Consider the following 20,376-nt stretch of genomic DNA (forward strand, 5'->3'; position numbering starts at 1 on the left):
GCGTTCGCTCCGTCTACTTGAACAGCTCGTTGAGCCTGGAAACCGAAATGGCGGAACCAGTACGGGTGTGGACCTCGACGCCGAGCTTGGCGTCGTCCTCGGCGTGCAGCTTCTTGCTGTAGTCCAGGTGGTTGGAGATGTGCGCGCAGGCCTGGAGGACGGACTTGACCTGGGACGTCCAGATCTCGACCGTCGTCTCCAGGGCGCTACCCGTCGCGAAGTTGCGGCTCTTGAGCGCGGCAGCGGCCTGCATGGTCGAGCCGGCGCCCTCCTTGTTCGCGCCGGCGCCCGCGATGTCGGCCTGCTTGCGGAGGCGGTCCTGGAGGATGAAAGCGTCGTGGCCGACCGCGCCGAGGTCGTCCTGCTGGACCACGAGATCGCCGTCGCCGCCTCCGCCGCCGCCCGGGTCGGCGGGGTACTGGTTCAGCTGCATCCGCGTCGATTGCCTGTCGGCCGCCTGACCCTTCAGCTGCTCCCACTCGTCCCACGCCATGCCCGGATCCCTTCCCCCCGTCGCCCCGCCACCGGTTCGGGCGGGAACACTCCGTCAACTTACCAACCCGCCATAATCGTCCCGCCGGATCAAGAGGGTTCACCGGATCTGCACACCGGGGACCAACTGCATACTCAGTTGCCCCGGCTGACGTGCAGGGGCAACGGACCGCTACGCGTCAGTACACTCGGCACCTTTTTCCACCGACTCACACCCGTCTAGCGCGGGTCGTGGTGGTTGTGGCGCGCCAGCATGTCGTACGGATACGGCAGCGGGCGCGCGCTCGCCGTGTCCAGCTTCCCGGTCTGGTCCGCTGTCAGCTCCCAGCCGACCGCGCCCAGATTGTCCGTCAGCTGCTCGGCCGTCCGCGGCCCGATGATGGGCGCGGTTACCGCCGGCCGCTCCGCCAGCCAGCGCAGCGCCACCTGCGACGGCGTACGGCCCGCCTCGTCGGCCACCTCGTGCAGCGCGTCCAGCACTCGCCAGGTGTCCTCGGTGTCCCGCTCGCGCCAGCCCTCGTTCCCCGACCGCTCCTGGAACCGGGCCTCCCGGGAGTCGGCCGGCACGGACTCCATGCCGCGCCGGTACTTGCCGGTCAGCCAGCCGCCGGACAGTGGGCTCCACGGAATGACGCCGACGCCCTCGGCCTCGCACAGCGGCGCCAGCTCCCACTCCAGCTCACGGCGCAGCAGGTTGTAGAGCGGCTGGAGACACACATAGGGCTCCCACCCACTGTGCCGGGCCGTATCGAGGGAGCGCTGCAACTGCGAGGCGGACACATTGCTGGCGCCCACGTAGCGGACCTTGCCGGCCTTCACCAGGGTGTCGAGCGTGGCGAGGGTCTCCTCGATCGGAGTCGTCGGATCCCACACATGCGTCTGGTACAGATCGATGTAGTCCGTGCCGAGACGGCGCAGGCTCGCCTCCACCGCCGCGACGATGTGCTTGCGGCTCAGTCCGCCGTCGTTGGGCGCGTCGCCCATCCGCCCCCACACCTTGGTCGCGACGACCAGGTCGTCGCGCCTGCGCCTCTTGAGCCAGCGGCCCAGGATCTCCTCCGAGCCGCCGCGCCCGTACATGTCGGCGGTGTCGATGAAGGTGCCGCCCGCCTCGGTGAAGGCGTCGAGGACGCTATGTCCGCTCGCGTCGTCGGCGAAGCTCATCGTGCCGAGGCAGAGCTCGCTGACGCGCAGACCTGTCCTGCCCAGATTCCGTTGCCTCATAGCAGCGACAGTAGGAGCTTGAGCGCGCTCGAGGACAAGGGTTTTCAGTCGTCTGCCAGGACGACGCAGGACTCCGGCGGCAGGTGCAACAGGCCATCGGCGCCCGGCGCCTCGACCGGCTCCCAGGCCGCCAGTACCCGGCCGCCGCCGCCCAGCGGGATCGCGGCCGGATCCTTGGCGAGATTGACCGCGACCCGCAGATCGCCGCGCCGGAAGGCCAGCCAGCGCGCCTGTTCGTCGTACGCCACCTTCACCGCGGCCAGATCGGGGTCGGCCAGGTCGGACTGCGTACGGCGCAGCGCGATCAGTTCGCGGTGCCAGGCCAGCAGCCGGGCGTGCGGCTCCCGCTCCCGCTCGGCCCGGTCCAGACAGGAGTGCTCCCTGGTCAGCGGAGACTGCGGGTCGGGGATCTGTTCGGCCGCCCAGCCGTGCGCCGCGAACTCCCGCCGCCTGCCGACCCGTACGGCATCGGCGAGCTCAGGGTCGGTGTGGTCGGTGAAGAACTGCCAGGGCGTGCGGGCACCCCACTCCTCGCCCATGAAAAGCATCGGCGTGAAGGGCCCGGTCAGCACCAGCGCGGCCGCGCACGCCAGCAGCCCGGGGGAGAGGGTGGCCGAGAGCCGGTCGCCCAGCGCCCGGTTGCCGATCTGGTCGTGCGTCTGCGCATAGCCGAGGAAGCGAAGTGCGGGGGTGCTTGTCACATCGACCGGACGGCCGTGCGTACGGCCGCGGAAGGACGAGTACGTGCCGTCGTGGAAGAAGACGCGGGTGAGGGTCTTGGCGAGGGCCGCGAGGGGGGCGGCGGCGAAGTCGGCGTAGTAGCCCTGGGACTCGCCGGTCAGCATGGTGTGCAGGGCGTGGTGGAAGTCGTCGTTCCACTGCGCGTGCAGACCGAGGCCGCCCGCCTCGATCGGACTCGTCGTCCGCGGGTCGCACAGATCCGACTCGGCGATCAGGAACAGCGGCCGTCCGATCTCGCCGGAGATCTCGTCGACCGCGGTCGAGAGTTCCTCCAGGAAGGTCAGCGCTCGGCTGTCGGCGAGGGCGTGTACCGCGTCCAGACGCAGCCCGTCCAGACGGTGGTCGAGCAGCCAGGCCAGCGCGCTGCCCAGCAGATACGCACGCACCTCGTCCGAGCCCGGGGCGTCGAGGTTGACGGCCGAACCCCACGGAGTGTGGTGGGTGTCGGTGAAGTACGGGCCGAAGGCGGGCAGATAGTTCCCGGACGGGCCGAGGTGGTTGTGGACCACGTCCAGTACCACCCCGAGGCCGTGCCCGTGCGCCGTGTCGACAAAGCGCTTGAGCGCCTCGGGGCCGCCATACGGCTCGTGCACAGCCCACGGCGACACGCCCTCGTAGCCCCAGCCGTGCACCCCGGGGAAGGGGCACAGTGGCATCAGCTCGACATGGGTGATTCCCAACTCGGCCAGCTCGCCCAGCCGTTCGGCCGCCGCGTCCAGGGTGCCCTCGCGGGTGTACGTGCCGATGTGCATCTCGTACAGCACCGCGCCGCCGAGCCCACGCCCCGCCCACGCGTGCCGCCACTCGTACGCACCCTGGTCGACCACCGCGCTCGGCCCGTCCGGCCCTTCCGGCTGGCGCCGCGAGCGCGGATCGGGCAGCACGGGACCGCCGTCCAGCGCGAAGCCGTACCGCGCGCCGTCGCCCGCGTCGGCCTCCGCGTGCCACCAGCCCGCACGCCCCTCGGCGCGCACCATCGAGCGCTCCTCGCCCTCCAGCCACAGCGCCACCCGGTCCTTGGCCTGCGGCGCCCACACCTCGAACAGCACTGGCGGTCCCCTCGTCGTCTCTGCCGACCTCCATCCTGGCAAGATCGGGGTCTAGAGGCGGTGACGTTGGGGCTTTAAGGTCACGAACCATGTCGCTGCCGCCGCTGCCCGAGTTCCCGCCCGGCTTCCTCTGGGGCGCGTCCGCCTCCGCCTTCCAGACCGAGGGGGCAGCCGACACCGACGGCAAGGGCCCCTCCGGATGGGACGCCTTCGCCGCCCAGGGCCGGATCAAGGACGGCGCCGACGCCTCGCGCGGCACCGGCTTCCACGCCCGCTACCGCGAGGACGTAGCCCTGCTCGCCGGGCTCGGCGCGGACGCCTTCCGCTTCTCGGTCAGCTGGCCGCGCGTCGTCCCCGGCGGCACCGGACAGGTGAGCGCCGCCGGGCTCGACTTCTACGACCGGCTCGTCGACGAACTGTGCGCCCACGGCATCACGCCCGCGCCCACCCTCTACCACTGGGACACCCCGCTCCCGCTGGACGAGGCGGGCGGCTGGCTCAATCGCGACACGGCGGCCCGGTTCGCCGAGTACGCGTCCGTGGTCGCCGAACGGCTCACCGACCGCGTACCGATGTGGATCACCATCAACGAGCCGGCCGAGGTCACCCTGCTCGGCTACGCCCTCGGTGAGCACGCGCCCGGCAAGCAGCTCCTCTTCGACGCGCTGCCGGCAGCCCACCACCAGCTGCTCGCCCACGGCCTCGCCGTCCAGGCACTGCGCGCGGCGGGCGTGGCGAACATCGGCATCGCAGTCTCCCACTCGCCCGTGCGGACCGCGGGGACGAGCGAGGAGGACCGATTCGGCGCGGAGCTGTACGACACGATCACCAACTGGATGTTCGCCGACCCGATCCTTACCGGCCGTTACCCCGACGAGAACTTCGCCGCCCTGATGCCGGGACCGGTCGCCGACGATCTCGCCGTCATCTCCGCTCCCCTCGACTGGTACGGAGTGAACTACTACCACCCGATGCTCGTCGGCGCCCCTTCGAACGACGCCCTCGGGGACTTCGCGGGCGTCGGCATGCCCGCCGAACTCCCCTTCGGGGTACGGGACATCGAGAGCGACGAGCGCACCGACTTCGGCTGGCCGGTCGTCCCCGACGGGCTCCGCGAGCTGCTCGTGCAGCTGAAGGACCGGTTCGGCGACGGCCTGCCGCCGCTGTACATCACCGAGAACGGCTGCTCGTACGACGGCCTTGACGACCCTCGTCGTATCGCCTTCCTCGACGCCCATCTGCGCTCGCTGCACGAGGCGATCGGCGCGGGAGTCGACGTACGCGGCTATTTCACCTGGTCGCTCACCGACAACATCGAGTGGGTCGAAGGCGCGTCCCAGCGCTTCGGTCTTGTCCACGTCGACTACGAGACGCTCAAGCGCACGCCGAAGGCCTCGTATGCCTGGTACCGGGACGCCATCGCCGCCCAGCGCTCAGCGCCGGAGAAGTGAACTCGCGGCACTGAGCGGATCTTCCAGATGAGCACCCCGCCGAGGACCGTCACCACCGTAGAGGTCGGATACAGCCCGGCGTACACGACGGTCAGCGGATATCCACCCGCCGCCGACGCGGATCCGTGGCTCGAAGTGCAGCTCTTCCGTCGTCATGGGCGGCTCGCCGTCAGCTCGGGGGTGTCCGGAGCTTTCTGACACCCCCGAGCTTGCTCAACGCTGCGAACCGGGAAGGAAGTGGATCCGCTCCTGGACCACCGGATGCCCGGCCTTGGCGAAGTTCGCGGCCATCGGGACGTTGCCCTGATCGGTCGCGCCCGCGATGAACTCCGTGCCCTGCTCCGCCAGGAAGTTGGTGCACTCCACGAGCAGGTCGTACGCATAGCCGTTGCCGCGCTGCTCCGGCACGACACCGATGAAGCCGACGCACGGTCCCGATGGGTTGTGCGCCGGGACCTGGATGCCGACCAGATCACCGGCCGGCGTGTACGCCAGCTGCAACCACTCGCGCGGCGACGGGCACCAGTGGAAGAAGTCCAGCTCCTCCTGCGCGGCCTGGTCCAGGCCTCCCTCGGCGATGGCGAGCAGCGCGTGCGCGTCGAGCGTCGCGGAGTGGACTCGGCGCAGGACGTCGAGGATCACTGCGTCATCGGGCTCCGGCCGGAACTCGAGCCGCCCGGGCCGCTCGGGCAGCCCGCACTCCGGCGTCCAGCGGTACTGGTACCGCTCCACCAGGACCTTCATTCCCGCCGCCGTCGCGGCCCGGATCCTGGCCTCACCGGCCGCCAGGGCGGCCGGGTCATCGCGCCAGCCGGCGGGCAGGATCAGTACGTACTCGACCTGGAACGGGGAGGTGCGCAGCAGCTCGGCGCCTGCCTCCTCCTCGCCTTCGGCGACGTCGAACCAGTTGACGTTGATGGGGGATTCGTCATTGGGGCCGCCCCACCAGGCGGCCCGCGCGACGGGCTTGCCTTCGCGCAGCGCGACCCGCTTCCAGCCGGGCCGGTGCGTGGAACGGGCCAGCGCGCGGCCCACGCCGAGCGGGTCGGGCAGGGCGTCGAAGAGATGTGCGTCGCTCTCGGTGAGCGCGCGGATGACCAGTTCGGTCATGGGAGAAGCCTCCGGGAAGATGTGCGGCATGCGCTCCCGGTCAGACAGCGAACGCGCGGTGGACGGGGCGGGAGCGCGGGAGTTGTGTGGTCTGCACTGCTCTCGCCTCCTTCCGTCGGTCCGTGGCGTCGCGATGACGCTAGACGGCTGGATGGGGAGGCGTCCAGCGCTTTTCCGTCCCCGAGGGATGATCGGCTGCGGCCGGGCAGTAGCGGCCGCCCAACGGAACGAAAGCTTCCGCGCAGGTCAGCAATGTCGCGACAACGTTCGGGAAAGCCGCTTCATCTGGACACCCCGGGGTCTTCGGCCCGACAATCTCGTATGTGACGTCCTCCTACGAGTTCCACACGTATCCCGCTCGGCTCTCGGATGCCGAGCGCGACCGTGTCCTCGGTGTGCTCAGAGAGGGCGCGGTCCAGGGCAAGTTGTCGCACGACACCTTCATGCGGCGGATGGAACTCGCCCTGGTCGCCCGCCGTCCCGACGAACTTCAGGCGCTCACCGCCGACCTCGGCAGCGAGAGCCGCTGGTCGCGGCGGCTGTACGCCGCGGTGGGCCGCGTATCGGCCTTCTCCGTACGGCTGCGCAGGGCCTGGCAGGCCGAGAAGCTGCCACCGCTGCTGCTGCCCGAACCCGGCCCGTACCCCCTGCGGATAGGCCGTGACCCGGCCAACGGACTGCGGCTGAGCCATGACACGGTCTCGCGACTGCACGCGGAACTGAGCATGCAGGGCAGCCTGTGGATCCTGCGCGACCTCGGCTCGACGAACGGCACCACTGTCAACGGGCAGCGGGTCACCGGCTCGGTCGTCGTGCACGACGGGGACATGGTGGGCTTTGGCCGGATGAGTTTCCGGCTCACCGCGCGCTGATCCTCCCCGAAGAACACGCGCAGCAGCACAAGCGTGACCCCGATATGGCGGACCAAGGTGACCAAGGGGCCCGGCAGTCGGGCCGCCGGCCTGGCCATGGCCTTCAGACTGATCCAGTCCGCACAGACCCGCCGGCGCGCGGTCAACGCAGCCCACCAGGTCGCCCTCGTCCGCGCCGGCGCCCGCTTCGAGGCCGGACGACTCGTCGAGCGATCCGACGCGGTGGCCTGAGCGCCAGGACTGAAGCGTGGGACGGTCTCCCCGGCCCCGGCGTGTCCGCGGCGCGGCCGCGGTGGCGGGGCTCGACCAGGTCAGTCGGACGTCTGACGCAGGACCATACCGGAGCTTCCGCCAGTCTCCTTTTGTACTGGGTGGTGGAGCTCATGCCGCCGCGCGGCCCAGCAGCGCCACCGGGCGGTCCGCGAACAGTTCGGCCAGCAGCACAGGCCCGCTTCCGAACTCCCGTTCCGGGGCCAGCAGATCAGCCCAACGGCCCTCCGGCAGCGTCAGCTCCGTACCCGCCCAGCCGCCCGTCTGAGCCAGTCGCAGCGACAGCCGGGTGACCGCCGTGACCACTTCGCCCGTACGGCAGAACGCCACGCAGTGGCCGGCCGCGGGACCGCTCGCGGTCAGCGGTGTGTACGTCCCCGACTCGCCGAAGACCTCCGGCCGCTCCCGCCGCAGCCGGAGCGCCGCCTGCGTGACCGCCGTCTTCTCGTCCGGCGGGCCCTGGCGGAAGGGCCCCCGGTTGTCCGGGTCCACCAGGGCCAAGTACTGGCGCTCCGTGCCCTGGTACACGTCAGGCACCCCCGGCATCGTCAACTGCACCAGCGTCGCCCCCAGCGCGTTGGCGCGTACATACGGATCCAGCTCGCGGGTGAAGAGCGCCACCGAGTACAGCGGCGGCCCCGCCGGACCCGCGCCCACGAACGCGGTGACCGCCCGCTCGTACGCCGGATCCGGCTCCGTCCAGCTGGTGTGCAGCCCGGCTTCCCGCACCGCCTTCAGCAGCGCCGTCCCAAGCCTGTCCTGGTAGGGGATGCCGAAGCCGACCGCGGTCTGCCAGGCCACCCACGCCAGGTGCGCATCGGGTGCGTGCCCGCCCTCGAGACGGGCCGCCTCCTCCGTGATCCGCGCCAGGAAGTCCGCCCACTTGTCCGGGCATTGGGACAGAACGGCGATCCGGGCCCGTACATCCGCGCTGCGCTTGGTGTCGTGCGTGGTCAGCACGGTGCCGGTGGCGGGCCAGTCGCGCGCGAGCCGTGCGCAGTACGCATGGAAGTCCTCCGGATCCACCGCCGGCCGCCCCGGATCCCCGCCCACTTCGTTCGCCGAGATCAGCGGCGCGTAGCGGTAGAACGCCGTGTCCTCAACGGACTTGGCGCGCAGCGCGGCCGACGTCTGGGCGAAGCGCGCACGGAACGCGGCATGGTCGGGCCCCTCGCCGAGCCGCCCGAGCGCCAGGTCCCGCACCACGTCGACGGCCGCGGCCTCCTCGGCCACCGCGAAAGCCCCCTTCGCCGCGGCCGCCGCCCCCACCGGCAGTGCCTCCTCGCCACCGATGCGGTAGGGGCGGTAGAAGGGCACCCGCACCAGCAGCTCGCGGACCGCCGCCCGCAGCGCCCATGGGGCGTGGTCGCGCAGCGCGGGGTCCGCCGCGCACACCCGCTCCGCCAGGCGGGTCAGCGCCGCGGTCTCGGCGGCCAGCTCATGCGTGACCACCCTGTACGCGGCGCGGCGCGCCGTCGCCTCCCAGTAGCCGCCACGGTCCCCCGCCGGTCCCGTGAACTCCCGGTACTGACCGACGAGTTCGGCCGCGCCCGCCGGATCGGTGAACAGCCCGTCGACCTGCCGCAGCGCGTCGTACCCCGTCGTCCCCGCCACCGGCCAGCCGGCCGGCAGCCGCTCGTCCCCGGTGAGGATCTTCTCGACGACCGTCCAGCACGCCCCGCCCGTCGCCTTGTCGAGCCGCCGCAGATACGCCTCGGGGTCGGCGAGCCCGTCCGGGTGGTCGATGCGCAGGCCCTCGACGACCCCGTCCCGCACCAGCTCGATGATCTTGCCGTGGGTGGCGTCGAAGACCTCCGGGTCCTCCACCCGTACCCCGATCAGATCCGAAATGGTGAAGAACCGCCGGTAGTTGAGCTCGGTACGGGCAAGCCGCCACCAGCCCAGCCGGTACCACTGCGCGTCCAGCAGCTCGGGCAGCGGCAGTTTCGAGGTGGACTCGCGCAGCGGGAAGCGCTGCTCGCCGTAGTGCAGCACGTCCCCCTCGACCCGCATCGCGCCCAGCTCGTCCCCGATCCGCCCCGCGAGCACCGGCAGCAGCACCTTCCCGCCGCCCGCCTCCCAGTCGATGTCGAACCAGCGGGCGTACGGCGACAGGGGACCCTCGCGCAGCACCTCCCACAGGGCCCGGTTGTGCCGCGGCACCGCCGCCATATGGTTCGGGACGATGTCCAGGACGAGTCCGATGCCGTGCTCGCGCGCCGTACGGGACAGCTCCCGCAGGCCCGCTTCGCCGCCGAGCTCCTCCCGCACCCGCGCGGGGTCGACGACGTCGTAGCCGTGTGTCGACCCGGGGACCGCCTCGAGCACCGGCGACAGATGCAGATGCGAGACGCCGAGCTCGGCGAGGTACGGCACGGCTTCCGCGGCCGCCGAGAACGGGAAGTCGGGCTGGATCTGCAGCCGGTACGTGGCGGTGGGCGTCATGCGAACGTACGTACCCACCTTGAGCGCTTCTGTGACATCGGCCCACGCGCCGGTATCGGCCGATCGGGCTACGTCCGCCCCGCTGCCCCGCGTGGTCCGCACCTACCGTGAAGCATCGGCTCTCACCGGCCCGGTGCTTCACGTCGCCTCCTTCCTCGGCCGGCTGCCCATCGCGAGGTGCCAGGTCGGCAGTGCGCTCCGTGCCGACCACCCGACTGGCCGAGTCCATGGCCTCCCTGACGGGCACCGTCGCGGAGAGTCCGGCAGCCCACGACGCCGAGCTCAGCCGGCCCTTGCCGCGGCGGCTATGCGGGCCGCCGCAGCACCGTCAGGCTCCGCCCCACCAGCCGCACCCGCTCCCCGGCAGCCACCTTCGGGCCCTCGCCCGGCGGGACCCCCTCCTTGCGTGCCGTGTCCACGACCACCTGCCACTGCCTTCCGTGGTTCACCGGCACCGCGAAGTCCAGATCCTCGGCACTCGCGTTGAACATCAGCAGGAACGAGTCGTCGGCGATCCGCTCACCCCGCGGCCCCGGCTCCGAGATCGCGTGGCCGTTCAGGAACACCGACAGTGCCTTTGCATGCACCGCCTGCCAGTCCCGCTGGACCATCTCCTCGCCCTCGGGGGTGAACCACGCGATGTCCGACAGCTCGTCGTGCGTCCCCTCCACCGGCCGCCCGTGGAAGAACCTGCGCCGCCGGAACACCGGATGGTCCCGCCGCAGCCACACCATCGCCCGGGTGAAGGCCAGCAGTGTGCCGTCCTGGTCCGTGCCGGCCTCCGGCCAGCGCACCCAGGAAACCTCGTTGTCCTGGCAGTACGCGTTGTTGTTGCCGCCCTGCGTACGCGCGAACTCGTCGCCGTGGCTGAGCATCGGCACACCCTGCGAGAGCATCAGCGTCGCGATGAAGTTGCGCATCTGCCGCTCGCGCAGATCGAGTACCTCGGGGTCGTTCGTATCGCCCTCGGCCCCGCAGTTCCACGACCGGTTATGGCTTTCGCCGTCGCGGTTGCCCTCGCCGTTCGCCTCGTTGCGCTTCTCGTTGTACGAGACCAGATCGTGCAGGGTGAACCCGTCGTGGCAGGTGGTGAAGTTGATGGAGGCCAGCGGCCGCCGCCCGTCGTCCTGGTAGAGATCGGACGAGCCGGTCAGCCGGGAGGCGAACTCCGCCAGCGTCCGCGGCTCGCCCCGCCACAGGTCCCGTACACAGTCCCGGTACATGCCGTTCCACTCGGTCCACAGCGGCGGGAAGTTCCCCACCTGATAGCCGCCCTCGCCCACGTCCCACGGCTCGGCGATCAGCTTCACCTGGCTGACCACCGGATCCTGCTGCACCAGGTCGAAGAACGACGACAGCCGGTCCACCTCGTGGAACTGCCGGGCCAGCGTCGCCGCGAGGTCGAAGCGGAAACCGTCGACATGCATCTCGGTCACCCAGTAGCGCAGCGAGTCCATGATCAGCTGAAGCACATGGGGGCTGCGCATCAGCAGCGAGTTTCCGGTCCCCGTCGTGTCGGTGTAGTAGCGCGGATCGTCGGACAGCCGGTAGTACGAGGCGTTGTCCAGGCCCCGGAAGGAGAGGGTGGGGCCGAGGTGGTTGCCCTCCGCCGTGTGGTTGTAGACGACGTCGAGGATGACCTCGATGCCCGCCTGGTGCAGCGCCCGCACCGCCTGCTTGAACTCCAGCACCTGCTCGCCCCGGTCGCCCCAGGAGGCGTAGGCGTTGTGCGGCGCGAAGAACCCGATGGTGTTGTAGCCCCAGTAGTTGTTCAGCTTCGAGTCCACCAGCCGGTGGTCGTTGACGAACTGGTGCACCGGCATCAATTCGAGCGTCGTGACGCCCAGTTCCGTCAGATGCGAGATCACCGCGGGATGCGCGAGCCCGGCGTACGTACCACGCAGCTCCTGCGGCAGCTCCGGATGCAGCATCGTGAGACCCTTCACATGGGCCTCGTAGATCACCGTCCGGTGGTAGTCGATACGCGGCGGCCGGTCGTCGCCCCAGTCGAAGTACGGGTTGACCACGACCGATGTCATCGTGTGCGGCGCCGAGTCGAGGTCGTTGCGGGAGTCCGGCTTGCCGAAGTGGTAGCCGTACACGGTCTCGCCCCAGTCGATGCTGCCGCTGATCGCACGTGCGTACGGATCGAGGAGTAGTTTCGCGGAGTTGCAGCGCTGCCCGCGCTCGGGCGCGTACGGACCGTGGACCCGAAATCCGTACCGCTGACCCGGCATCACGCCCGGCAGATACGCGTGCCGTACGAACGCGTCGGTCTCGCGGAGCTCCACCGCGGTCTCCGAGCCGTCGTCGTGCAACAGACACAGCTCAATGCGTCGGGCGGCTTCGGAGTACACCGCGAAGTTGGTGCCGGCGCCGTCGTACGTGGCACCGAGGGGATACGCCTGTCCCGGCCAGACCTGCATAGATATGACTCTTCCACTTCTGTTCCGGGTGCTGGGGGGCACTTGGCCCAGATCCTTCCCGAAAGTATCGCGGGTGAGGGGCCCCTACGGCGGTGGACGACGCGGTCAACATCGGGTTCCTTGTGTCGCCCCTGGACGCAACCGCTATGAATCCGCTCACTACGGCAGATGTCGCCTGGCAGAACGGCCGGATTGGACACGGGAGTTGGGAAAGTACAGTGCCGATCCGGCTGCACCGTGTCCCGCAGGCGGAGTAGTCTTCCTTGATCTTTGAAGGGGCTGGGAAGGCGGTGCGCGGGTGAGCTCGGGAGGGCTGGAGCTACCCCCCGGTGACGCAGGTCACGAGGGGGACTCCACCGACGTCCCGCCCGGAGCGGTCTCCCTCGCCAGACCTATGGAGATCGGGGCGGAACTGGACTGGGGCGCGGACGCCTGGAGCGAAGTGCGTACGCGCGCCCAGCGTGCCGGGCGGGCCTACATCTGGCTGAACCTGGTGGAGCAGCGGCTGCGGGCCGTGGTGGCCGCCGTGCTGCGCCCCATCTACGAACCCGTACACGGCGACGACTGGGTGGTGGCTGCGGCGGGGCCCGCCGGGCAGGAGTGGGTGCAGCGCGCGGTCGCGGTGCGGGAGGTCTCCCGCCGCAAGGGGTATCTCCTCGATCCGGCGGACGACAATGTCCTGTCCTTCCTCACCCTTCCTCAGCTGCGCGAACTGATGGTTCAGCACTGGCCCTGCTTCGAGCCGTACTTCGACGACCGGCGCGACGTCGAGCTGGCGCTGGACGAGCTGGAGGTCGCGCGCAACGTCGTCTCCCGCAACCGGGCGCTGAACGAGGCGGTCCTCGCCCAGGCCGAGCGCGCCTCCGCCCGTCTGCTGGAGATACTCGACAGTGGTGCGGGTGTCCCCTCCGCCGACCGCCTGCCGGTCGACGCGGTCGAGGAACTTGTCGGCGACCGCTACGCGGACGTGGTCTCCGTCCACCCCGACCGGGTCCGGCTCCAGCGCCAGCTCCCGGCCGAAGACCTCTTCGGCGGCGCGCGCCGCCTCGACGCGATCGGCATAGGCCTGAACCTCCTGGTCCAGAACTTCTCCGGACGCCGCCTGGTCCGGCTGGCCGAATCGGGCTGCCGGGTCCGCCTTGTCTTCCTGAACCCGGCGAGCAGTGCGGTCAGGCGCCGGGAGCGCGAACTGGGCCTCAAGAAGGGAGAGTTGAGCCGCACGGTGGAGATGAACATCCTCCATATGCGCCGCGTACGCTCCCGTCTGCGCGACCCGGGAGCGTTCGAGATCCAGGTCTTCGACGAGACCCCCCGTTTCACGGCCTACCTGGTCGACGGCGACGGTCCGGACGGTCTGGCCGTCGTGCAGTCGTATCTGCGCAGCGCGCGGGGCATGGAGGCGCCGGTGCTGGTGCTGCGGGGCGGCGGGCGCGCGGTCGTGCGTGCGGGGCACGACAGTGAGAACGGACTCTTCCAGACATACCGTGAGGAGTTCGAGTCCGTATGGGCGGACTCACGTCCCGTCTCCTGAGTTGTCAGTGGCGCGTGGCAGGGTGAGTACCCACTGGGGGAAAGCACCACGCACCACGAAGGAGGGCCACGATGGCTTGGCACGGGGAACCGCTGGTCGGCAGGGAGAGCGGAGCTCTCTTGCGTCATTTCCCAGCGAGCGGCCGGTTGATGGCCGGTCCCGGAACAGGCGGCCGGTGATGAGCTGGGCCGGCGAGCCGATGGCCGCATTCGACCTTGAGACCACGGGCACCGACATCGAGACCGATCGCATCGTCACCGCGGCACTCGTCAGGCTGGAGCCGGATGGGCACCTCTCGGAGGAACGGACCTGGTTGCTTGACCCGGGAGTGGTGATTCCTGAGCAGGCTGCGGCGATCCACGGCATCTCTACGAATCGTGCCCGCAAGGACGGCGCCTCGGCTGCTCCCGCGATCGAAGAGATCACGCAGGCCGTTGCTGAGGTTCTCCGCTCCGGGACGCCGCTGGTGGTGATGAACGCGCGTTACGACCTGTCCCTTCTGGACCGGGAGGGCCGACGGTACAAGATCAAGCCGCTCTCGGAGCGGCTGGGTGCAACGCCTTCGCCAGTCATTGATCCCCTGGTGCTGGACAAGCATGCGGATCAGTACCGGAGGGGGAGGCGCACTCTTCAAGCGCTGTGTGCCCACTACGGGGTGCCGCTCGATGATGCGCATGACGCGCGAGCCGACGCGGTAGCCGCGGCCCATACCGCGCGTCGAATGGGCGAGAAGCACCAGTCCATAGGTTCTGTGCCGCTGGCGGATCTGCATGAACTTCAAGTCCGGGCGGCAGCTGAGCAGTCTGCCTCGCTGCAGAGATACTTGCGGCGCACGTCGAACCCGACTGCGTATATCGAGCCTGCGTGGCCCGTCATCCCGCACAGGGGCTGACAGCAGGCCGCCGGGCGTCAGGCGTCAGACTCGGCCTCGACGGAACTTTCCTCCTGCGCCGCGAGAGCATTCGCCAAGCCGAGGTGGCCGGCGTTCCGCCGACCCTGACGACAGGGTCGGAGATTCATCCGCAGGGAACTGGTGCGGACGACGGGCTGAGCCGGGGTCAGAACGCGTACCAGCGGACCCCGCGCGCGTCCTGGCGCAGGGAGGCGACCCGGCGGGCGAACTCCTCGCGCGCCTTCGGGTTTGTTGGGGCGTGCTGCGCCACCCACGCGCAGCTCGCCGTTTCGCGGGCGCCGCGCAGGACGTCGCAGCCTTCCCACTCGCGCACGTCCCAGCCGTACTCCGCGGTGAAGGACTCGTACGCGTCGGGCGCGAGGCCGTACCGGTCGAGGGTCAGGGCCATGACCACCAGGTCGTGTTCGCGCAGGTCCCCCGAGAACGTCTCCAGGTCCACCAGGACCGGGCCGTCCGGGCCCACATGGACGTTGCGCGGGAGCGCGTCGCCGTGGATCGGGCCGGGGGGCAGGTAGGGGGTGAGCGCGGACGCCGCCGCGGCGAATCCGGCCCGGCGCTCGCGCAAGTACGCCGCGTCCGCCGGGTCGATCGCGTCGCCCGCCAGTCGCAGCCAGCGCTCGATGCCGCCGAGCAACTCCCGCCGCGGAAGCGTGAACGACGGCGAGGGCAGCGCATGGATCTGGCGCAGCAGCCGCGCCAGATCCGCGGGCTCCGCCGGGCGCACCGAAGCCGGCAGCCGGTGCCACACCGTCACCGGGTGGCCCTCCACCAGGCGCGCCTTCGGCTCAGCCGGCCGGACCGCGGGCACGCCCGCCTCCGACAGCCATGCCCCGACGGCCAGTTCGCGTTCCGCCCGCGCCAGCAGCTCCGCGTCCCGGCCGATCTTGACGACCACATCGCCCGCCCCGAACACCGCGTTCTCGCCAAGCGCCAGCAGCGTCGCATCGGCGGGGAGCCCCGCGGCCGTCAGTATCTCGCGCGCCCGTGTCTCGTCCATGGGGGCAAAGTCTCGCATCCATGCAAGCTGCCTTGACGAACCGACGGGCCGTCAGCACGATGACGGGGGCCGCCGGGGCGGCCGGACCAGGTCGAGCCGCCCGAAGGAGTCGAATCCGTGACATTGGCGAGCGCAGCGCCGCGGCCCGGAGAGCCGGGACCCAGCAGGCCACGGTCCGGGAGGCCGCGGCCCGGCAAGCCGCGGCCCGTCAGGCACCTGGACCACGGGGCCTGGTTCCTGGTGCTGCCTGCCCTGATACCGATCCTGGTGCTCAGCGTCGGGCCGCTGCTCTACGGCGTCGCGCTGGCCTTCACCGATTCCCAGGCCGGCCGCACCGAGCCCACCGAGTGGATCGGCACGCTCAACTTCCAGGACCTTATCCACGACACGCTCTTCTGGGACTCGTTCCGCATCGGCCTGCTCTGGGCCGTCGGCGTGAGTGTTCCGCAGTTCGTGCTCGCCCTCGGCCTCGCCCTGCTGCTCAACCAGAACCTCCGCTTCCGCTGGCTGACGCGCGCCCTCGCGATCATTCCCTGGGCCATGCCCGAGGTCGTCGTCGCCATCATGTGGCGGCTCGTCTACAACCCCGACGCGGGCATCCTCAACGAGACCATCCGCGACCTGGGCCTCGGAGACGGCCGGGACTGGCTGACCGGCCTCGCCACCGCCCTGCCCGCCGTGATCGTCGTCGGCATCTGGGCCGGCATGCCGCAGACCACCGTCGCGCTCCTCGCCGGGCTCCAGAACACCCCGTACGAACTCCATGAAGCCGCGGCCCTCGACGGCGCGGGCGCCTGGCGCCGGTTCCGCACAGTCACCTGGCCCGCCCTCAAGCCCGTCGCTCTCGCCATCACCGCGCTCAACTTCATCTGGAACTTCAACTCCTTCGCCCTGGTGTACGTGCTCACCAACGGCGGCCCCGGCGGACGCACCCGCCTCCCCATGCTCTTCGCCTACGAAGAGGCATTCCGCTACGGCCAGTTCGGGTACGCCGCCGCGATGGGCTGCGTCATGGTCGCGGTGATCTCGGTGATGCTCGCCCTCTATCTCGTAGGACGGCTCAAGGGAGGCGATGAGAAGTGACGGCACTGCGCACCAGCAGGTCCGGCCGCGCCGGCCAGTACCTCGCGCTCCTGTGCTACCTCGTTTTCCTCGCGTTCCCTTTCCTGTGGCTGATCTCCACCGCCTTCAAGCCGCCGCGCGAACTGGGCTCCCTGCACCCCACCTGGATCCCCGAGGACCCGACCCTCGACAACTTCCGGCAGGCCTTCGACGAACAGCCCCTCCTCCAGGCCGCCGCCAACAGCCTGATCGCGGCGCTCGCCGCAGCCCTGATCGCCGTGGTGATCGCCACGCCCATGGCGTACGTCATGGCCCGGCACCGCAGCAGGCTCTCCACCGCCGCCACCGGCTGGGTGGTGGTCAGCCAGGCGTTCCCGTTCGTCCTGGTGATCATTCCGCTGTTCCTGATCCTGAAGAACCTGCATCTGATCAACACCCTGTTCGGACTGATCATGGTGTACGTCGTGTGGGCGCTGCCGTTCGCGCTCTGGATGCTGGTCGGATACGTACGGGCCGTGCCGCGCGAGCTGGAGGAGGCCGCGGCCGTCGACGGCGCGGGCAGGCTCCGCACGCTCGTCTCGGTCACCGCTCCGCTGCTCGCGCCCGGGATCGTCGCCACCGCGCTGTTCGCCTTCATCACCGCATGGAACGAGTTCTTCTTCGCGCTCGTCCTGCTCAAGACCCCGGAGAAGCAGACCTTGCCGGTCGTCCTCACACACTTCCTTGGCGCGGAAGGCGTCGCCGACCTGGGCCCGCTCGCCGCGGCCGCGTTCCTCGCGACGATCCCCTCGCTCGTCATCTTCGCGATCATCCAGAAGCGGATCACCGGCGGAATGCTGGCAGGGGCGGTGAAGTCGTGATGCGCGTACGACTGCTGACGGCGGTCACCGCCGCCCTCGCGCTGCTGCTGACCGGCTGCACGGACGGCGACGGCTCCGGCGCCGACGGGAAGATCACGCTCCGTTTCCAGTCCCTGGCCTGGCAGAAGGAGTCCGTCGACGCCAACAAGGAGCTGGTGAAGGAGTGGAACGCGAGCCACCCCGACGTCCAGGTCCAGTACGTCCAGGGCAGCTGGGACAGCGTCCATGACCAGCTGCTGACCTCCTTCGAGGGCGGCGAGGCGCCGGACATCGTCCATGACGCCTCCGACGATCTCGCAGACTTCGCGTACGGCGGCTATCTCGCCGATCTGAGCGGGCTGCTGCCCGAGCGACTCAAGTCCGACATCCCACAACGGAGTTGGGAGACGACGACATTCGGCAAGGGGATCTACGGCGTTCCCTTCCTGCAGGAGCCGCGCGTCCTGATCGCCAACAAGAAGATCCTCGATTCCTCCGGGATCCGCGTCCCGACCGCCCGGCATCCCTGGAGCTGGGAGGAGTTCAGGCAGGTCACAAAGGCTCTGACCGAGAAGATGGGACCGGGGAAGTACGGCGTGGCCTGGCCGCTCAAGGAGCCGGTCTCTCTCACCCTCAACCTGGGTCTGTCGGCCGGCGGTCAGCTCTTCCACCGCGGCGACGACGGCAAGGTCACGATCAGATTCACGGACGGCGACGCGGTGGTGCCAGGCACCGTCCACGACCAGGTCAACGCCGACAGGAGCGCGTCACGCAGCACCCTCGGCATGGGCGGTTCGGACACCCTGCCCGGCTTCTTCGGCGGCAAGTACGCGATGGTCCCGCTCGGCTTCTCGTACCGGCAGCAGATCGTGCAGCAGGCGCCCAAGGGCTTCGAATGGACGGTGCTGCCCGCCCCGGCCGGACCCGGTGGCCCGGCCCAGGGAGTAAGCCCGCAGACCCTCTCGGTCGCCGAGGACAGTCCGTACAAGAAGGAGGCGGCGCAGTTCATCGACTTCATGCTGGGGCCGCAGAACATGGTGCGGCTGGCGAAGGGTGACTGGATGCTGCCGACGGGTACGCAGGCACTGGCCGACCCGTCGCTGCACACCGGGAAGGACGGCTGGGCCACCGGCGCGGCGCTCGCGCGGGATCTGCGGTCTGCGCCCGCGCAGTCGGTGCGAGGCTATCCGGAGTGGAAGGACAAGGTGGCGACGCCGGCGCTGCAGGAGTACTACAGCGGCGCGATCGACGCCGATGAGCTGGAGAAACGGCTGGTGAAGGACGGGAATCCGGTGCTGGCTCGCTATCAGCGCTAGGCGTTCGCGCCGGGAGCGCGCTCCCGGCCGGCCCGGCGGGCCACGGCGTCACCCGCACTCTGGCCCGCGACGAGGGTGCGCAGGAATTCCGGCACCCCGTCCAGGTCGTGCCACCACTGAGTGAATTAGGTTGCACGAGACGTATCGTCTCGCTTACGGTTGCGGTATGACGGAACCCCAGCGTGCCCATATCGCCATGTTCTCCATCGCCGCCCCCGGGCATGTGAACCCCAGCATCGAGGTCATCCGGGAGCTCGTCGCCCGCGGGCACCGCGTCAGTTACGCGATCCCCGCGTCCTACGCCGACAAGATCGCCGCGACCGGCGCCGAGCCGGTGATCTACACCTCCACGCTCCCCACGGAGGAGGAGCCGGAGCTGTGGGGCACGGAACTGATCGACAACATCGAGCCGTTCCTGAACGACGCGATCCAAGTGCTGCCGCAGCTGGCGGCGGCATTCGAGGGGGACGAGCCGGATCTGGTCATCCATGACATCACCTCGTACCCGGCGATCGTCCTCGCCCACCGGTGGGGCGTGCCCGCGATCTCGCTCTCGCCGAACCTCGTCGCCTGGGAGGGGTACGAGGAGGAGGTGGCCGAGCCGATGTTCGCGGAGCTGAAGGCCTCCGAGCGGGGCCAGGCGTACTACGCGCGCTTTGGCGCCTGGCTCGCCGAGAACGGCATCGACACCCATCCCGACCCCTTCGTCGGCCGCCCCCCGCGGTCGATCGTGCTGATCCCGAAGGCGTTCCAGCCGCACGCCGACCGGGTCGACGATTCCGTCTACTCCTTCGTCGGCGCCTGCCAGGGCGACCGCGAGGAGCAGGGGGAGTGGCAGCGGCCGGCCGGTGCGGACAAGGTGCTGCTGATCTCGCTCGGCTCGACCTTCACCAAGCAACCCGCCTTCTACCGCGAGTGCGTGAAGGCTTTCGGCGATCTGCCGGGCTGGCATGTGGTGCTGCAGATCGGCCGGTACGTCGACGCGTCGGAGCTGGGTGAGGTTCCGGCCAATGTCGAGGTGCACCGATGGGTGCCGCAACTGGCGATCCTGCGCCAGGCGGACGCCTTCATCACCCATGCGGGCGCGGGCGGCAGCCAGGAGGGCCTGGCGACGGCCACCCCGATGGTCGCGGTCCCGCAGGCGGTCGACCAGTTCGGCAACGCCGACATGCTCGTCGGCCTGGGCGTGGCCTGCCGGCTCGACTCCAAGACGGCGACGGCGGATGAGATCAGGGAAGCGGTGCTGGGTCTGACGGGCGATCCCGAAGTGGCCCGGAAGCTGAAGGAGATCGGCCTTCAGATGGCCTCAGAGGGCGGCACGATGCGTGCGGCTGACTTGATCGAGGCGGAGCTCGGCGACCGGCACGGCTGACGTTACTGCTTTGGCCGCAACGCCGGACGGGCTGATCTACCTGCCTGCCCTCAGCGTCGGACGGGCTTGAATTTGCCGACCGTCTCCCGGCATTCAGCCGTCCGGAGCCGACCCGGTACGCCCCCCGGGCGTGTCCTCAATCTCTCCGAGACTTCGTCCGGGGGACTCCCAACGGGCTGAATCTCAGCCCGTTGGGCGATTGAGGACTGCAGGTCCCCCCATGCCCGTCAGGGACATAGGGGGCGGCCCTGGGGCGGAGCCCCGGC

16 protein-coding genes and 1 pseudogene are annotated in these 20,376 nt (G+C 70.0%); 10 read left to right on the forward strand and 7 right to left on the reverse strand.

What is annotated here, in order from left to right:
- Positions 1 to 13: 13 nt before the first annotated feature.
- The 3 genes from ACWDO5_RS07100 to treZ form a co-directional block, all read right to left on the reverse strand.
- A complete protein-coding gene (locus ACWDO5_RS07100; protein ID WP_450529111.1) occupies positions 14 to 493 on the reverse strand; it encodes a hypothetical protein in 480 nt (159 codons plus the stop codon).
- Positions 494 to 711: 218 nt separating this feature from the next.
- Positions 712 to 1,716, reverse strand: coding sequence for an aldo/keto reductase (locus ACWDO5_RS07105; protein WP_450529112.1), 1,005 nt, complete (start codon positions 1,714 to 1,716; stop codon positions 712 to 714).
- Positions 1,717 to 1,760: 44 nt separating this feature from the next.
- On the reverse strand, positions 1,761 to 3,506 hold the full coding sequence (gene treZ / locus ACWDO5_RS07110; protein ID WP_450529114.1) for a malto-oligosyltrehalose trehalohydrolase: 1,746 nt from the start codon (positions 3,504 to 3,506) through the stop codon (positions 1,761 to 1,763).
- Positions 3,507 to 3,595: 89 nt separating this feature from the next.
- Here treZ and ACWDO5_RS07115 point away from each other — a divergent pair, with 89 nt between their 5' ends.
- Entirely contained in the window at positions 3,596 to 4,957 is a 1,362-nt protein-coding gene (locus ACWDO5_RS07115) for a GH1 family beta-glucosidase (protein ID WP_450529115.1), read from the forward strand.
- Positions 4,958 to 4,984: 27 nt separating this feature from the next.
- Positions 4,985 to 5,155, forward strand: a complete 171-nt coding sequence (locus tag ACWDO5_RS07120) for a hypothetical protein (protein ID WP_450529116.1) — start codon at positions 4,985 to 4,987, stop codon at positions 5,153 to 5,155.
- 15 nt (positions 5,156 to 5,170) lie between these two features.
- Here ACWDO5_RS07120 and ACWDO5_RS07125 read toward each other — a convergent pair whose 3' ends face one another.
- Positions 5,171 to 6,067, reverse strand: a complete 897-nt coding sequence (locus tag ACWDO5_RS07125) for a GNAT family N-acetyltransferase (protein WP_450529118.1) — start codon at positions 6,065 to 6,067, stop codon at positions 5,171 to 5,173.
- 323 nt (positions 6,068 to 6,390) lie between these two features.
- Between ACWDO5_RS07125 and ACWDO5_RS07130 the strand changes: the two genes are divergently transcribed.
- Both ACWDO5_RS07130 and ACWDO5_RS07135 read left to right on the forward strand, forming a co-directional pair.
- Positions 6,391 to 6,939, forward strand: coding sequence for a DUF1707 and FHA domain-containing protein (locus ACWDO5_RS07130; protein ID WP_450529119.1), 549 nt, complete (start codon positions 6,391 to 6,393; stop codon positions 6,937 to 6,939).
- Between the two features lie 12 nt (positions 6,940 to 6,951).
- Positions 6,952 to 7,170: pseudogene (locus tag ACWDO5_RS07135) on the forward strand (IS256 family transposase); the annotation flags it as partial.
- 150 nt (positions 7,171 to 7,320) lie between these two features.
- On the opposite strand, the gene treY reads toward ACWDO5_RS07135, so the two are convergent.
- Both treY and glgX read right to left on the reverse strand, forming a co-directional pair.
- Positions 7,321 to 9,654 (reverse strand): malto-oligosyltrehalose synthase, encoded by a 2,334-nt coding sequence (treY, locus tag ACWDO5_RS07140; RefSeq protein ID WP_450529121.1) that lies wholly within the window; start codon positions 9,652 to 9,654, stop codon positions 7,321 to 7,323.
- A gap of 305 nt (positions 9,655 to 9,959) precedes the next feature.
- Positions 9,960 to 12,080: a glycogen debranching protein GlgX gene (gene glgX / locus ACWDO5_RS07145; RefSeq protein ID WP_450529123.1), complete on the reverse strand. Its 2,121-nt coding sequence runs from the start codon at positions 12,078 to 12,080 to the stop codon at positions 9,960 to 9,962.
- A gap of 298 nt (positions 12,081 to 12,378) precedes the next feature.
- On the opposite strand from glgX, the gene ACWDO5_RS07150 reads away from it, so the two are divergent.
- Positions 12,379 to 13,611, forward strand: a complete 1,233-nt coding sequence (locus ACWDO5_RS07150; protein ID WP_450529125.1) for an SAV2148 family HEPN domain-containing protein — start codon at positions 12,379 to 12,381, stop codon at positions 13,609 to 13,611.
- Between the two features lie 178 nt (positions 13,612 to 13,789).
- Entirely contained in the window at positions 13,790 to 14,503 is a 714-nt protein-coding gene (locus ACWDO5_RS07155; protein ID WP_450529127.1) for an exonuclease domain-containing protein, read from the forward strand.
- A 166-nt stretch (positions 14,504 to 14,669) separates the two neighbouring features.
- Here the strand turns inward: ACWDO5_RS07155 and ACWDO5_RS07160 are convergent, their stop codons facing one another.
- Positions 14,670 to 15,521: a phosphotransferase enzyme family protein gene (locus ACWDO5_RS07160; RefSeq protein WP_450529129.1), complete on the reverse strand. Its 852-nt coding sequence runs from the start codon at positions 15,519 to 15,521 to the stop codon at positions 14,670 to 14,672.
- Between the two features lie 123 nt (positions 15,522 to 15,644).
- On the opposite strand from ACWDO5_RS07160, the gene ACWDO5_RS07165 reads away from it, so the two are divergent.
- The 4 genes from ACWDO5_RS07165 to mgt all read left to right on the forward strand — a co-directional run bounded on the left by ACWDO5_RS07165 (position 15,645) and on the right by mgt (position 20,110).
- Positions 15,645 to 16,604 (forward strand): carbohydrate ABC transporter permease, encoded by a 960-nt coding sequence (locus tag ACWDO5_RS07165; RefSeq protein ID WP_450529213.1) that lies wholly within the window; start codon positions 15,645 to 15,647, stop codon positions 16,602 to 16,604.
- Complete coding sequence (locus ACWDO5_RS07170; protein WP_450529131.1) at positions 16,601 to 17,443, forward strand: carbohydrate ABC transporter permease; 843 nt, start codon at positions 16,601 to 16,603, stop codon at positions 17,441 to 17,443. The genes ACWDO5_RS07165 and ACWDO5_RS07170 overlap by 4 nt, the downstream gene beginning before the upstream one ends.
- Positions 17,443 to 18,738 (forward strand): ABC transporter substrate-binding protein, encoded by a 1,296-nt coding sequence (locus ACWDO5_RS07175; RefSeq protein WP_450529132.1) that lies wholly within the window; start codon positions 17,443 to 17,445, stop codon positions 18,736 to 18,738. Before ACWDO5_RS07170 ends, ACWDO5_RS07175 begins: the two co-directional genes overlap by 1 nt.
- A 166-nt stretch (positions 18,739 to 18,904) precedes the next feature.
- Positions 18,905 to 20,110 carry a macrolide-inactivating glycosyltransferase gene (gene mgt, locus ACWDO5_RS07180; protein WP_450529134.1) on the forward strand — a complete coding sequence of 402 codons (1,206 nt, stop codon included), beginning with the start codon at positions 18,905 to 18,907 and terminating at the stop codon, positions 20,108 to 20,110.
- The last annotated feature ends 266 nt before the right edge of the window (positions 20,111 to 20,376 follow it).

The sequence above is a fragment of the Streptomyces sp. NPDC000880 genome (genome assembly GCF_053599675.1).

Bases quoted from the DNA above. Each gene is read 5' to 3' on its own strand.
- ACWDO5_RS07100 (WP_450529111.1), bottom strand. From the start codon at position 493: ATGGCGTGGGACGAGTGGGAGCAGCTGAAGGGTCAGGCGGCCGACAGG.
- ACWDO5_RS07105 (WP_450529112.1), bottom strand. From the start codon at position 1,716: ATGAGGCAACGGAATCTGGGCAGGACAGGTCTGCGCGTCAGCGAGCTC.
- ACWDO5_RS07115 (WP_450529115.1), top strand. From the start codon at position 3,596: ATGTCGCTGCCGCCGCTGCCCGAGTTCCCGCCCGGCTTCCTCTGGGGC.
- ACWDO5_RS07155 (WP_450529127.1), top strand. From the start codon at position 13,790: ATGAGCTGGGCCGGCGAGCCGATGGCCGCATTCGACCTTGAGACCACG.
- glgX (WP_450529123.1), bottom strand. From the start codon at position 12,080: ATGCAGGTCTGGCCGGGACAGGCGTATCCCCTCGGTGCCACGTACGAC.
- mgt (WP_450529134.1), top strand. From the start codon at position 18,905: ATGACGGAACCCCAGCGTGCCCATATCGCCATGTTCTCCATCGCCGCC.
- ACWDO5_RS07120 (WP_450529116.1), top strand. From the start codon at position 4,985: ATGAGCACCCCGCCGAGGACCGTCACCACCGTAGAGGTCGGATACAGC.
- ACWDO5_RS07125 (WP_450529118.1), bottom strand. From the start codon at position 6,067: ATGACCGAACTGGTCATCCGCGCGCTCACCGAGAGCGACGCACATCTC.
- treY (WP_450529121.1), bottom strand. From the start codon at position 9,654: ATGACGCCCACCGCCACGTACCGGCTGCAGATCCAGCCCGACTTCCCG.
- ACWDO5_RS07160 (WP_450529129.1), bottom strand. From the start codon at position 15,521: ATGGACGAGACACGGGCGCGCGAGATACTGACGGCCGCGGGGCTCCCC.
- ACWDO5_RS07175 (WP_450529132.1), top strand. From the start codon at position 17,443: ATGCGCGTACGACTGCTGACGGCGGTCACCGCCGCCCTCGCGCTGCTG.